The organism is Streptomyces polyasparticus (assembly GCF_014493765.1).
Classification (GTDB): domain Bacteria; phylum Actinomycetota; class Actinomycetes; order Streptomycetales; family Streptomycetaceae; genus Streptomyces; species Streptomyces polyasparticus.
Window position 1 is genome coordinate 165,401 of sequence record NZ_JACTVJ010000017.1, and the last position, 13,951, is coordinate 179,351.

11 protein-coding genes are annotated in these 13,951 nt (G+C 71.2%); 5 read left to right on the forward strand and 6 right to left on the reverse strand.

Translation table 11 applies throughout. The features are described 5' to 3' along the window. Nucleotides 1-30: 30 nt before the first annotated feature. Together H9Y04_RS31365 and H9Y04_RS31370 are read right to left on the reverse strand one after the other, a co-directional pair. Complete coding sequence (locus H9Y04_RS31365) at nucleotides 31-1,467, reverse strand: amidase (RefSeq protein WP_187817476.1); 1,437 nt, start codon at nucleotides 1,465-1,467, stop codon at nucleotides 31-33. Nucleotides 1,468-1,515: 48 nt separating this feature from the next. Beyond that, a complete protein-coding gene (locus H9Y04_RS31370) occupies nucleotides 1,516-2,535 on the reverse strand; it encodes a D-2-hydroxyacid dehydrogenase (protein ID WP_187817477.1) in 1,020 nt (339 codons plus the stop codon). 369 nt (nucleotides 2,536-2,904) lie between these two features. Here H9Y04_RS31370 and H9Y04_RS31375 point away from each other — a divergent pair, with 369 nt between their 5' ends. Both H9Y04_RS31375 and H9Y04_RS31380 read left to right on the forward strand, forming a co-directional pair. Beyond that, on the forward strand, nucleotides 2,905-3,747 hold the full coding sequence (locus H9Y04_RS31375; protein ID WP_187817478.1) for a maleate cis-trans isomerase family protein: 843 nt from the start codon (nucleotides 2,905-2,907) through the stop codon (nucleotides 3,745-3,747). 87 nt (nucleotides 3,748-3,834) lie between these two features. Then, a complete protein-coding gene (locus tag H9Y04_RS31380) occupies nucleotides 3,835-4,572 on the forward strand; it encodes a maleate cis-trans isomerase family protein (protein WP_187817479.1) in 738 nt (245 codons plus the stop codon). An 8-nt stretch (nucleotides 4,573-4,580) separates the two neighbouring features. Here the strand turns inward: H9Y04_RS31380 and H9Y04_RS31385 are convergent, their stop codons facing one another. The 4 genes from H9Y04_RS31385 to H9Y04_RS31400 form a co-directional block, all read right to left on the reverse strand. After that, nucleotides 4,581-5,642 (reverse strand): LLM class flavin-dependent oxidoreductase, encoded by a 1,062-nt coding sequence (locus H9Y04_RS31385; RefSeq protein WP_187817480.1) that lies wholly within the window; start codon nucleotides 5,640-5,642, stop codon nucleotides 4,581-4,583. Nucleotides 5,643-5,765: 123 nt separating this feature from the next. Beyond that, on the reverse strand, nucleotides 5,766-6,407 hold the full coding sequence (locus H9Y04_RS31390) for a Rid family hydrolase (protein ID WP_187817481.1): 642 nt from the start codon (nucleotides 6,405-6,407) through the stop codon (nucleotides 5,766-5,768). Next, a complete protein-coding gene (locus tag H9Y04_RS31395; protein WP_187817568.1) occupies nucleotides 6,404-7,930 on the reverse strand; it encodes a flavin monoamine oxidase family protein in 1,527 nt (508 codons plus the stop codon). The genes H9Y04_RS31390 and H9Y04_RS31395 overlap by 4 nt, the downstream gene beginning before the upstream one ends. Before the next feature lie 299 nt (nucleotides 7,931-8,229). Beyond that, nucleotides 8,230-10,086 (reverse strand): putative bifunctional diguanylate cyclase/phosphodiesterase, encoded by a 1,857-nt coding sequence (locus H9Y04_RS31400; RefSeq protein ID WP_187817482.1) that lies wholly within the window; start codon nucleotides 10,084-10,086, stop codon nucleotides 8,230-8,232. Nucleotides 10,087-10,423: 337 nt separating this feature from the next. Here H9Y04_RS31400 and H9Y04_RS31405 point away from each other — a divergent pair, with 337 nt between their 5' ends. The 3 genes from H9Y04_RS31405 (at nucleotide 10,424) to H9Y04_RS31415 (ending at nucleotide 13,938) form a co-directional block, all read left to right on the forward strand. Then, on the forward strand, nucleotides 10,424-11,698 hold the full coding sequence (locus tag H9Y04_RS31405; RefSeq protein WP_187817483.1) for a M6 family metalloprotease domain-containing protein: 1,275 nt from the start codon (nucleotides 10,424-10,426) through the stop codon (nucleotides 11,696-11,698). Nucleotides 11,699-12,043: 345 nt separating this feature from the next. Continuing rightward, a complete protein-coding gene (locus H9Y04_RS31410) occupies nucleotides 12,044-13,015 on the forward strand; it encodes an ATP-binding cassette domain-containing protein (RefSeq protein ID WP_187817484.1) in 972 nt (323 codons plus the stop codon). A gap of 98 nt (nucleotides 13,016-13,113) precedes the next feature. Then, a complete protein-coding gene (locus H9Y04_RS31415; protein WP_187817485.1) occupies nucleotides 13,114-13,938 on the forward strand; it encodes an ABC transporter permease in 825 nt (274 codons plus the stop codon). Nucleotides 13,939-13,951: the final 13 nt, after the last annotated feature.

Below are 13,951 nucleotides of genomic sequence, written 5' to 3' on the forward strand. Positions count from 1 at the left end.
CTGCGCTCTTGTGCAGGCCGTAAGGGGAACCTAGAACCTCAAGTGCGCTTGAGGGCAAGCGCGTTGCGGGCCGTCACATCCCGGCGCCGGAATGTCCGCCACCCCCGCCCCGTACAGCGCCTGCGCCGCCCGCAGGACCAGGGCGTCCCGGTGGCGGGCCGCGACCAGCTGGACGCCGATCGGCAGGCCGTCGGCGTCCACTCCGCAGGGGACGGTGGCGGCGGGCTGCTGGGTGAGGTTGAAGGGGTAGGTGAAGGGGGTCCAGCCGGTCCAGCGGCCGCGGCCGGAGGGGGTTTCGCGGCCGGCCTCGAAGGCGGTGAGCGGCAGGGTCGGCGTGACAAGCAGGTCGTACGTGGCGTGGAAGCGGCCCATGCGGCGGCCCAGATCCATCCGGAGGTCGACCGCGGCGAGGTAGTCGAGGGCGCTGTAGCGGGCGCCGCGTGCGGCGATCTCGCGCAGGCCCGGGTCGAGCCGCTCCCGCTGCTCCTTGCCGTACGGCTGGGTGACGCGGGCGGCCCCGGCGAACCACAGGGTGTGGAAGGCCTCGACCGGATCGCTGAAGTCGGGGTCCATCTCCGCGACGTACGCGCCGAGTTGGGCGAGCTTCTCCACTGCCCTGCGGACCGCGGCGGCGACCTGCGGGGCGACGGCCACCTGGCCGCCGAAGGACGGCGAGTAGGCGACGCGCAACCCGCGCACCCCGTCGTCGAGCCCCTCACGGAAGGAGCCCGCAACCGGCCCGAGCCCGGACCAGTCGCGGTGGTCGCCGCCACTGATCACGTCCATGACCAGGGCCGCGTCGGCGGCGTCCCGGGTCATCGGGCCCACGTGCGCGAGCGTGCCGAAGGCGCTGGACGGATAGAGCGGCACCCGCCCGTACGTGGGCTTGAGCGCGAAGATCCCGCAGAAGGCGCCGGGTATCCGGACGCTGCCGCCGCCGTCCGTGCCGAGCGCCACAGGACCCGCCCCCAGCGCCACGGCCGCCGCGGCGCCCCCGCTGGAGCCGCCGGCGGTGCGCGACGGGTCGTACGGGTTGCGGGTGATGCCCGACAGCGGGCTGTCGGTGACGCCCTTCCAGCCGTACTCGGGCGTGGTGGTCTTGCCGAGGAAGACGGCCCCGTGCTCGCGCAGCCGGGCCACGGACGGCGCGTCCTCGTCCCAAGTGCCTTCCGTACGCGTGTTCTTGGAGCCGCGCAGGGTCGGTCCGCCGCGCATCAGGAGGATGTCCTTCACCGATACGGGCACGCCGTCGAGCAGGCCTGCGGGCTCGCCGCGCCGCCAGCGTTCCTCGGACTGCGCGGCCTGCGCGAGGGCGGTTTCGGAGTCGACGCGGACGAACGCGTTGACGGCGGGCTCGGTCTCCTCGATCCGGGCGAGCGCCGCCCGGGTCACGTCGACCGGGCTCAACTCCCCCTTGCCGTATGCCGCGACGAGTTGTACGGCCGTGAGGTCACCGAGCTCGGTCATACGCGCTCCCCTTGCGTCTGGCGGTCAGCGTCCAGTCACTCCTGGCGCTCAGTGTCCGGGCACATACCCACGTTTCTTGTCGATCACGTTCTTCAGCGGCTTCCCCGCCACCCAGCGCTCGTACAAGTCGACGAACTGGAGCGCCAGTTCATCGCGCCAGCCGATGATGTCGCCGCTCATGTGCGGGGAGACGATCAGGCCGGGGACCTCCCACAGCGGGCTGTCCGCGGGCAGCGGCTCGCGGTCGAAGACGTCCAGGGCGGCGCCCGCGATCCAGCGCCGGCCGAGCGCCTCCACCAGGTCGTCCTCGACCACCAGGGGCCCGCGGCCCACGTTGATGAAGTGCGCGGAGGGCTGCATCACGCCGAACCGCCGGGTGTCGAACATGCCGCGTGTGGACTCCGTGAGCGGCGCCGCGCACACCACCCAGTCGGCGTGCGCGAGCAGCCGGTCGAGGTCTCCGGGGCCGTGGATCCCGGTGCGCGGGGTGCGGCCGACGACGGCCGCCTGGATGCCGAGTGCCTTGAGGCTGCGGGCGATGGCGCGCCCGATCGGCCCGGAGCCCACCACGCAGGCCCGGGTACCGCCCACCCGCCGGGTCTCGCGGTGCCGCCACTCGCGGCGGCTCTGCAGATCGAGGGTGCGCGGCAGGTCCTTGGCGAAGGCGAGGACGAGCCCGGCCACATACTCGGCGATCGGCTCGTCGAAGATGCCCCGGGCATTGGTGACCATCGTGTCGGAGGCGACCAGTTCGGGGCTCATCAGATGGTCGGCGCCCGCGCTCGCGGTGTGCACCCAGACCGGCCGCGGCCCCTCGCCCGGCCAGGCGCTGCGCAGCGCTTGCGAGTGGAAGTCCCAGACCAGGAGGACATCCGCCTCGGGCAGGTGCTCGGCGAGCTTCGCCTCGTCGGTGTGCACGATGCGGGCGCGTCCGGTGAGCTTGCCGAGGCGCGGCGGCGGGTCCGCGTCGAGCACCAAGAGCGTGGGGCGCGTCGCGCGCGACCGGCCGGACACGGCGGGGAAACCGTTCTGCAATGCGGGCCCGCTTCCCTGGAGTTGGCGTGGCATGGCACGGCGGTGCCTGCGCGGACTCCTGCTGAGGCGCCTCGCGGAGTCACCGTCTGAAGTGCACGGATTGACCACGCTGGCACCCGAATCTACCTTCGTCAACACGGGCTCCGCACAAGTCCGTACGACCACAGACAGGTACCGACCTTTCCGCTGATCGGGCCTCACATCGGACTTCGCACATCCTCTGTCCCGGCGCCCACCCGCCACCCGACCACCGCCCCTCATCGGGCTCGCTCCGCGAGCGCACCTCCTCATCGGCCTCCGAAGCCGGATCCCGCACCTCCCCTCCGGCCTTCTGTGAAAACGGCCGGCCAAGAGCTCCGCACAAGCTCTCCTCCCCACCGCTCTGTTCAAAGGGGTCAGCTCATGGACGTCTCCTGCCTCAGTGGACCGCACCCGCAGCGCGGGCTCGGCGTCGTCGCACCCTTCGACTTCGCGCTCGACCGTGAGCTGTGGCGCTGGGTCCCCGACGAGATCTCCCTCTACGTGACCCGCACCCCGTACGTCCCGGTCGAGGTCAGCCTGGACCTGGCCCGTCTGGTCAGCGAGCACCAGACCCTGCACGAGGCGGTACGGGCGCTCATCGCCGCCGAGCCCGAGGCCATCGCGTACGCCTGCACCTCGGGCAGCTTCGTGGACGGCGCCGTCGGCGAACGCACCATGTGCGCGGCCATGGAGGCGGCGGGCGAGGTGCCCTCGCTGACCACGTCGGGCGCGCTGATCGAGGCGCTGCACGAGCTGGGCGCTCGCAGGATCGCACTGGTCACGCCGTACACGTCCTCGGTCACCCAGTCCCTGAAGGACTATCTGGCCGAGGCCGGCATCACCGTCTCGGGCTGCTCGTATCTAGGTCTGACCCGGCACATCTGGAAGGTCCCGTACCGCGATGTCGTCGCCATGGCCCGCCAGGCGGTGCACCGGCTGCCCGCGGAGGTGGACGCGCTGTTCATCAGCTGCACCAACCTGCCGACGTACGACGCGATCCCGCAGCTGGAGGCCGAGCTGCGGATCCCGGTGATTTCGGCGAACCAGGTCACGATGTGGTCGGCCCTGCATCGTATGGGTACGCATGCGGTGGGTCCGTATCAGGCACTGCTCGATACGGCGGCGAGGCGCATGCTGGTAGGAGGTGACGCGTTACCCGAGCCGCCGGGCGGCGCCCTGCCGGACCCACCGGTGGTGCCGGAGGACCCGGCACTGCCCGAGTGACCACACGCCGTACGCGGCAAGCCACACGCCGTACGGCCACCGCTCCGAACGGAAGACCGCCCCGCCACTCGCACCGGGAGGCCGCCCATGACCGCCATCGGACTTCTCTACCCCGGCTACAGCGCCGAGGACGACTACCCGCGGATCGAGCAGCTCCTCGGCAGCGATATCCGCCTGACCGTGATCCACACGGACATCGGCGAGGACGCGCACCGCGTGGACGCCCTCCTGGAGATGGGTTCGCCGGAACGTCTGGCCGCGGGCGTCGAGCAGCTGCGGCACACCGGCGCCGAGGCCGTGGTCTGGGCGTGCACCAGCGGGAGCTTCGTCTTCGGCTGGGACGGCGCGCACGACCAGGTCCGCTCGCTGGCGAAGGCGGCCGGACTGCCCGCCTCCAGCACCTCGTTCGCCTTCGCCCATGCCGTACGGGAGTTGGGCGTCGCGCGCGTCGCGATCGGCGCCACGTACCCGGAGGATGTCGCCGAGCACTTCGTCCAATTCCTGCACGCGGACGGCATCGACGTGGTCGCGATGCGCGGCAGCGGCATCATCACGGCGGCGGAGGTGGGCACTTGGGGCCACGACGAGGTCCTTGAGCTGGCCCGCGCCGCCGACCGTCCCGAGGCCCAGGCCGTCCTGCTCCCCGACACAGCCCTGCACACGGCCGCCCATCTGCGGTCCCTTGAGGCCGAGTTGGGCAAGCCGGTGCTCACGGCGAACCAGGTCACCGTGTGGGAGGGGCTGCGGCTCGCGGGACGGCGGGTCAACGCGCCCGAGCTCGGCACCCTGTTCACCAAGGAGCCGATCATCCAGATGCCGGGCTGAGAGACCTCTCAGGAACCCATGCCGTACGCGTCCGCGATGAGCTCGTACGAACGCAGCCGCGCCGGTCCGCTGTGTGCGTTCGCGGTGAGCATCAGCTCGTCGGCGCCGGTGCGCTTCTGCAGTTCGTCGAGCCCGTCGCGTACGGCGTCGGGGGTGCCGTGCACGATGTTCTTCAGCCAGCCGTCGACGAACTCCCGCTCCAGGGGGCTGAATTCATACGCCTCGGCCTCCTCGGGCATCGGGATCAGGCCGGGCCGTCCGGTGCGCAGGCGCAGCATGGACAGCGCGCCGGTCATCACCTGGCGGCGCGCCTCGCGCGCGTCCTCGGTGGCGAGGGCGGCGACGCCGATCATCGCGTAGGGGGTGTCGAGGACCTCGCTCGGGCGGAAGGACTCGCGGTAGAGGTCGAGGGCCGGGACGGTGTTCTGCGCGGAGAAGTGGTGCGCGAAGGCGAAGGGCAGCCCGAGCGCCCCGGCGAGCCGTGCGCTGAAACCGGACGAGCCGAGCAGCCAGACAGGCGGGCGCCCCTTCGGCCCCTGCACCGGGCCGGGCACGGCATGGATTCGGGCGTACGGATGCCCGTCGGGGAAGTCGTCGTCGAGGAAGCGGATCAGCTCGGAGAGCTGCTGCGGGAATTCGTCCGCACCCTCGTGCAGGTTCTCGCTGCGCCGCAGGGCGGCCGCGGTCGCGCCGTCCGTGCCCGGGGCGCGCCCGAGGCCGAGGTCGACGCGGCCCGGGGCCATGGCCTCCAGGGTGCCGAACTGCTCGGCGATCACCAGGGGCGCGTGGTTGGGCAGCATGACGCCGCCCGAGCCGAGCCGGATGCGGTCGGTGTGGGCGGCGAGGTGGGCGAGGATCACCGCGGGCGAGCTGGAGGCCACACCGGGCATCGAGTGGTGCTCGGCGACCCAGTAGCGGTGGAAGCCGCGCGCCTCCGCGAGCTTCGCTATGCCGACGCTGGTGCGCAAGGCCTGTGTGGCGGTCGACCCCTGGCCCACGGTGGCGAGGTCCAGAACGGACAGCGGGACGGGTGCGCTCCCCTGTGCTTCGCCTCGGATGTCGTCGCTCACCGTGGGGTCCTCCTGCCGCTCGCTTGTGGTGCGTCAGAGGGAACCGGAGCGGGGACCTCTGTATTCCTCGCTCCGGGTGTCCCGTGCTGCGTCGGCGGCTCGTATGGAACAAGCCTCAGCGCCTCACCGCCTCGTATAGACCGCCGACACCTCCACCTCCACCAGCCACCCCGGCACCGCCAGCGAGGTCACCTCGAGGGTGGCGCGGGCCGGCCGTGCCTTGTTGACGGCGAGCGGCGGCTTCGGCGCGGAGGTGCCCATCGGCACGTCCACCACGGCGCCCGATGCCAGGTCCACATTGGCGTAGAACTGCCGGTACGCGCGGTTCCAGCCGGCGTAGTCGGCGAGCGCGGCGCCCGGCGGCTTCATCAGGTAGCACTTCATCGTCACCACGTCCGACGCGGTGAGCCCGGCGGCGGCCAGGTTGGCGGAGATCTTGCCGAGCACGACGAGGGCCTGCGCCTCGGTGACGGTGACACCGGTGGCGCCCGCGGTCAGCGCCGGGTCCGTGTACCGCTCGGGGGTGCCCGCCGGGGCCGCGGGGTTGAGCGCGTCGGGGCCGAGTCCGCTGCTGATGTACTGCGGTACGGCCTCGCCCATCGCGACCCCGCCCGCGATCGACGGGTTGTTCTGCCCCGCGGGCAGCATGACCTTGGTCTCCCACGGCCGCGGGATCCAGCCGCGGTGCGCGGCATAGGCGGTGCCGGAGGCCAGCAGGGCCGTGCCCGCTCCCGCGGCGGTGATCAGCAGATTGCGTCGCTTCATGCCTGCAGCACCCTCTCGTGGATCCCGGTGACGACCTTGCGGGCCGAGGTGAACGCCCCGTGCTGCCAGGCGATGGCGTGGCTGAGCCAGTCGCCGGCGAAGTAGACACGGCCCGCGGGCTCGTTGAGCAGCCGGTACTCGGGTCCTGTCTGCGAGGGCCAGCCCACCCAGGCGCCCTCGATGAACCGGGTGCGGTGCCAGGCGACGCTGAAGGACGCGGCGAGCTCGGTGCGGTACTTCTCGCCGTGGATCTTCACGCCTCGGCTGACCGCCCGCGCCTCGCGCTCGGCGTGCGGGAGCTCCCCGTACGCACGGGCCGCGGCGCCGGTGTTGTAGTAGCCGATGACGGTGCCGCGTCTGCTCTGGAAGCCGGAGGACGGGTACCAGATGTGGGCCAGGTCGCTGTCGGTCTCGGTGATGCCGCCGTAGATGTGCTCGTCCGTCTCCCACCAGCGGCTGCGGTATTCCAGACCGATCTTTCCGGCCGCTGACGCGACGGGGTACTTCAGCGCCGCGGTGACGTCGGCGCCCAGGTTGTGCTCGAACCGTGCCGCGATCATCGGCGGCGTCGCGACCACCACGAAGTCGGCGTGCTCGACATGCTTGCGTCCCCGCGCGTCCTGCCAGCTGACCTCGGCCCCATCGGGCAGGTTCCTGACCCCGGTGGCCTCGGCGCCGTACGTGATCCGGCCGCGGCCTATCGCCTTGGCGAGCGCGTACGGTATCCGGTCCATGCCGCCCACCGGCTGGAACATCATCATGGCCTGGTCGTAACCGAACTCGAAGCTGAAGCGGCGCCCGACGCCGCTCGCGACGACATCGGAGAGCGAGGGCACGTCACCCAGCACGGTGCCCGCCTCCAGGCCCGCGCCCGGCTCCACCTCGTAACCGCGGCGTGAACTGCCCGTGTACGCCCAGCCGTCGGCGCGGCCGCCGATGTCGCCGAAGCCGCGCAGGAACTCGAGCAGCCGCTCCTTGTCGGCGGCCGTCAGCTCCTTGTCCAGGGCGCCCTGGTCGGTGGCGGTGGCGAGCAGTTCGGAGACATAGCCGTAGACGTCGGCCTTGGCGGTGCGGTAGCGCATCCGCTGGCCGGCCAGGGCGCCGCCGACGTTCTCGTGGTGGATATAGGCGTTGGCGTTCTGGTTGGTGAACACCTCGAGTTCCACGCCGAGTTCACGGCAGTAGTCGAGCGTGACATGGGACTGCGGCAGCCGCCCCGGGCCCGCGTTCATGTACTGCCCGTCGGAGAACGTCGCACGCTGAGTACGGCCGTCGAGGTCCGTCTCCACGGTGCCGCCGCGCACGGTCCAGTTCCGGCCGCCGGGCCGGTTCTTGGCCTCCAGGATCCGTACGTCGTAACCGGCCTTGCCCAGTTCGTACGCGGTGGCCAGACCGGCGATTCCGGCACCGAGCACCACCACCTTCGCGCCCGCCCTGCCGCTGAGCGTGAAGTCCCCGCGCTGCGGCGCCCGGTAGGCGGCCGCGTTCGCCTCGATGACGGGGCCGAGCCCGAGCGCGCCCATCGTCGAGTACAGCGCTCCGGCGCCGCCGGCGATGCCGACCGACCGCAGAAAGTCCCGGCGGGTTGCTGCTCCTGCCAACGTCTCCTCCTTGCCGGGCGACCGCCGGCAAGGGGCACCGAAGGCCGCGCCTAGCTGAACGCCCGGCCTCGGATGGGGAAGGAGGGACGGGCGGTGCGGACAGGAGGAGCCTCCGCCCGCTCTATTACGTGGGCATGCCACGGACATGTCGGAGTCGTTGATCGTTCACCCTTTTGTTTCAAGGGAGTTGAGGACGCGGAGAGCGCCCGGGGAGCTCTCTCTCAGCCCTCGACGACCTCTGCGGTGCCGCGCAGCATCTCGGAGATACGGTCCGGGGGCAGGGCCCGCGAGTAGTGCCACCCCTGCCCCGTGTCGCAGCCGATCGAGCGCAGCCGGTCCGCCTGCAGCGCGGTCTCCACGCACTCCGCGGTGACCGTGAGGCCGAGGCGGTGGGCCAGGCGCACCAGGGCCTCGACGATCGTCGCGTCGGCCGGGTTCGCATGGCTGTCGCCGTCCTCGTACTGGAAACCGCGCACGAAGGAGCCGTCCAGCTTCAGGACGGAGACCGGCAGCCGGCTGAGGTACGCCAGGTTCGAGTAGCCCGTGCCGAAGTCGTCGATCGCGATCCGCACGCCCATGTCGGAGAGCGACTGCAGGGCCTGCAGCGGCCGGCCCGCCGAGCCCATGACCGCGGACTCGGTGAGCTCCAGCTGCAGCAGCTCGGGCGCGAGGCCCGTCTCGGCGAGGATCGCGGCGACGTCCGCGACGAGGTCGGAGTCCCAGACCTGCCGCACCGCCACATTGACGGAGACGAACACCGGGGGCACGGTCGGGTGCTCCAGCTGCCAGCGCCGCGCCTGCGCGCAGGCCGTGCGCAGCACCCAGCGGCCGAGCTGGACGATCGAGCCGTCCTCCTCGGCGAGTGTGATGAACCGATTCGGCGTCAATGTGCCGAACTGCGGGTGGTTCCAGCGCACCAGCGCCTCGACACCCTGCACCCCGCCATCGTCGAGCCCGACCAACGGCTGGTATTCCAGGGTGAATTCACCCCGCTCGACGGCGGGCCGCAGCGAGGACGAGAGCGCCTGGCGGGTCATCCGGTGCGCGTTGCGCTCCGGGTCGAAGAGGGTCCAGCGGGCCTTGCCGTCGGCCTTCGCCCAGTACAGCGTCGTGTCCGCGGCCTGCATGAGGTGGGTGGCGGTGGTGCCGGCCGCACGGCGTTCGACCACCCCGATCGAGGCGGAGACGGACAGCCGCTGGCCCGCGAGGTCGAAGGGCTCCTGGAGCGACTTCAGAACCGATTCCGCAAGGTCCGCCAGCTGCTCCGTACCCGTCGAGTCCTCGACGAGCAGCGCGAACTCGTCCCCGCCGAGCCGGGCCACGAGCGGCGCCGCGTGCCCGTGCTTCCAGCGGTCGTACGCGACCTGGTCGGCGCACTGGGTCAGTCGGCCCGCGACTGCCGCGAGCAGCCGGTCGCCGATGCGGTGGCCGAGGGTGTCGTTGACCGCCTTGAAGCCGTCGACGTCCAGGTAGCACAGGCCGATCCGGCCGGTGCCGCCGTCCTCGTACGAGGCCGCCTCGAGCGCTCCGGAGAGGCGCTCGAAGAACAGCGTGCGGTTGGGCAGGCGGGTCACCGCGTCGTACATCTGCAGATGGCGCAGCTGGGCCTGGAGTTCACGGCGGGCGCTGACGTCGGCGAGCGAGAGCAGCACGGTGGCCGTGCCGGGCACGGGCGCGACGGTGATCTGGGCCCACAGCGAGTGGCCGTCGGGGTGCTTGAGGCGGCGGGTGCAGCGCAGCCTGGCCTGCCGTCCCCGCAGCACCTCGCGGTACGCGTGCCAGGTGCGGGCGTCCGAGGCCAGGTCGACCAGGTCGGCGGCGATCTGGCCGGTCAGCTCGGCGGCCGGGGTGCCGAGCAGGGCGCCCAGCGCGTCGTTGGCGGAGGTGACGAAGCCGTCGTGGTCGACGACGGCCATGGCGAAGTGGGCCGCGTGGAAGGCGGCCCGGTAGTCCCTCAGCTCGGAGGCGCTGCGGCCCACCGCGAGCACCGAGCCTGCATGACGCTCTGTGATCACAGGCACGGTGTCATCGGGGGTCGAGCCCGCCGTGGCCGCTGGCCCTTCGGACGTTCCGCTCACCGCTCGCTCCCGGAGGGCAGTTGTCGTGTTCAGGTCTGGTCAGGGTGGGTCGGCCGGAAAGTGTGCCGATCATAGAGGCTGGCCGGAGGGCCATTCCACTTACCCGGCACCCCTTGACCCCCCTCAGGGGCAACTTCCGGACTCCCTTGCCCCATGGGGCTGTTAGTGCCAGATCGTTTCTGCACAGACCTGGACCGGAACGCTTCGCCGCCCCCTCACATCCCGATCAATCCGATTCCGCTTGTGACGTTGTGTGAACACCGGGCATGTCATCGACTCACCCGACCGGTCCACCCAAACAGGGCGTACTTCAACAAACCATCACAGGCTGAGGGAGGTGTTCCGCCATCCGTCCACGGAGGTCTACGTGCCGCGTCAGCTCCCCCAAGGGGGCCTGCCTCGTGAGGGGGACCGGGCGCGCAGTGCCGCAGCGGCTTTCACCTCTCTCGCGGCGCTCGCCTCCATGTCGCTGGTCGCGGGACCCGCCGTGGCCGAATCGGTGGCGGGCCCCTGCGCCCTGGAGCGCACGTCCGCACACCACTCCGAGGGCCTGGACACCTGGAACTCCTCGTATCCGCGCCCGGCGAAGAAGCTCGACGCGGTCATGGTCTTCCTGTCCTTCCCGGACGCGAGCCCGGCGGCCACCCCGCAGGAGCTCACCGGCGACTACTTCCCCACCACCAGCCGCTTCTTCGAGCGGGCCTCCTACGGCCGGTTCCAGCTGCGGCCGCATCCGCGCACCGAGTGGATCGAGATGCCGCGGGCCTCGACCGAGTACGCAATAGCGCGGGACTGGGACGCGGACAAGCGCAGCATGTATCTCAAGGACGCACTGTCCGTGGCCGACCCGGTGGTCGATTTCAGTCAGTACGACATCGTGTATTTCGTGGCCGATCCCGATGCCCCCGGAGTGGACTCGGACGCCACGAAGGTCGTCAACTTCGACCAGCCGCTGCGCGCCGACGGCACGGACGTCCGGCGGATCGTCACGGTCTTCGAGCAGCACCCGCCGGACCGCAACGTGCTCGCCCACGAGACCGGCCATGTCTTCGACCTGCCCGACCTCTACCACCGGCCGCGCGACGGCAAGGGCGACTGGGACACGCATGTCGGCGACTGGGACGTCATGGGCAGCCAGTTCGGCCTCGCCCCCGACCTGTTCGGCTGGCACAAGTGGAAGCTGGGCTGGCTCGAACCCCATCAGGTGACCTGCGTCCAGGGCACCGACTCCGCCCCGTTCACCCTCGACCCGCTCGCCGCGCCCGCGGTCCGCGGCCAGGCCGGCGGCAAACGCCTCGCGGTCGTCCGCACCGGCCGCGGCAGCGTGCTCGCGATCGAGGCGCGCGGCTCGCACGGCAACGACCACCAGACCTGTACGGAAGGCGTGCTCGTCTACCGCGTACGCAATGAGACCGAGTCCGGCGGCGGGCCGATCCAGGTGCTCGACGCGCACCCGGAGTCGGAGGCCTGCTGGGACTCCTCGGTCTACCCGCCGCTCGCGGACGCTCCGGTCCAGGTGGGCGAGACCTTCAAGGTGCCCGGCGAACGGACCCGGATCCAGGTGGTGGGGCGGACGCCTTCGGGGGCTTGGACGGTGAAGGTCAGGCCGTGAGGGTCGGCCGCTAGTGCGCCGGACAGTCCCCGCCCACCCGGGGGCCAAGCCCTTCCAAGGCTATCGGCGCCCACTGACAACGCCCCACCCCAACCGCCTGACCTGCCCTTTCCCTACCTGGGCCAGGCGTCTCACCCTCCTCCGCCGACACCGCCTCGGACCCGCTGACCGACAGCACCTCCGCCCCGCTGACCGACAGCACCTCCAACCCCGCTGACAGCACCTCCGCCCCCACTGTCAGCGCAGCCGTCACCGCTGTCAGCGCCCTGTCCGCCCCCTGTCAGCTCCCCCCGGCAGTGTCTTGCCCATCGAGAACGGCAAGCCACCACCGAGGAGTTGACCACCATGTCGTATGCGATCAAGGCCGAGGGCCTGGTCAAGAAGTACGGGGACTTCACCGCCCTGGACGGGGTGGACCTGGAGGTCCCGGCCGGAAAGGTCGTCGGGGTGCTCGGCCCCAACGGCGCCGGCAAGACCACCACCGTGCGCATCCTCGCCACGCTGATGCGCCCCGACGCCGGGCACGCCACGGTCGGCGGGCACGACATCGTCAAGGACCCGGTGAAGGTACGGCAGTTGATCGGCCTCACCGGCCAGTACGCCTCCGTCGACGAGACCCTGACCGGCACCGAGAACCTCGTCCTGATCGGCCGCCTGCTCGGCCTGTCCCGCCGGGACGCGAAGGCACGCTCGGCCCAGCTGCTCGAACAGTTCTCCCTGACGGACGCGGCCCGCAAGCCGATCGCCACGTTCTCCGGCGGAATGCGCCGCCGCCTCGACCTGGCGGCGAGCCTGGTCGGCCGGCCGCAGGTCCTCTACTTGGACGAGCCGACCACCGGTCTCGACCCGCACGCACGGCAGGAGGTCTGGGAGGTCGTACGGAACCTGGTCGCCGACGGCTCGACGGTCCTGCTCACCACGCAGTACCTGGAGGAGGCCGACCAGCTGGCCGACTCGATCACCGTCTTCGACAAGGGCCGCAAGGTCGCCGAGGGCCGCCCGGGCGAGCTGAAGCGCCGGGTCGGCGGACAGGTCCTGCAGGTCAGGCCCACCGTGGCCGCCGATGTGCCGCTGGTCGCACAGCTTCTTGGCGAACTGTCGGGCCACGCGCCCGCCGAGGACTCCGGGGTCCTCACCGTCCCGGTCGACGACCCGCTGCTCGTCGCGGCGGTCGCCCGCAGGCTCGACGGCGCCGGCATCACCGCCGACGAACTCGGGCTGCGGCTGCCGAGCCTGGACGAGGTCTTCCTCGCCCTGACCGGCCACACCCCGACCGTCAAGGACGAGGCGTCCGACGCACAGCCCGTCTCCGTCTGAGCACGCAGCATCCGACGCACAGCCGTCACCGTCTGAGCACGAAGCCCCCGAGCACCGACTCGCCCACCCCGTACGGAACTTCCCGAGAGGACCTCGTCATGAGCACCCAGACCATCTCCGTCCCCGCGCCCACCGTCGAGCTCACCGGCCGGATCAGCGTCGCGCAGACCGTCTCGCACAGCTTCGCCCTCGCGGGCCGCGGGTTCATGAAGTTCATGAAGTCGCCGATCCAGCTGGTCGATGTCGTCCTCACGCCGATCATCACCCTGCTGATGTTCATCTACCTCTTCGGGGAGTCGATGGCGAAGGGCAATACCGACTGGTATCTGCACCATGTGGTCCCAGGCGTCATGGTGATGGCCGTCTTCCAGGCCAGCGTGGGCATCGGCGCCTCGCTCGCCGCGGACGCCAGCACCGGGATCTTCGACCGGTTCCGGTCCATGCCGATCGCCCGGTCCGCCCCGCTGATCGGCGCGGTTCTGGCCGACATCGTCCGGTACGTCGCCTGCCTGGTCACGCTGGTCGCGCTCGCCCTGGTCATGGGCTACCGCTTCGACACCAACCTGGTCGCGGGGACCGGCGCGCTCGCCCTGCTCATCGGGTTCGCGCTGAGCTTCTCCTGGATGTCGGTCTACCTCGGCATGCTGATCAAGAACCCGACCTCCGTGCAGGGTCTGATGACCATCCTGATCCTGCCGCTGACCTTCGCCAGCAACGTCTTCATGAAGAACGACGGCATGCCGGGCTGGCTGCAGGCCTGGTCCGACGTCAACCCGGTCTCGCTCGTGGCCGACGCCACCCGCGGCCTGCTCAACGGCGGCCCCGTCGCCCACGGTCTGTACGGCAGCCTCGCCTGGATGGCCGGCGTGATCGTGGTCTTCTTCCCGCTGGCGATGCGCGCCTACCGCAAGAACGCCGGCTGACCACCGCACCGCC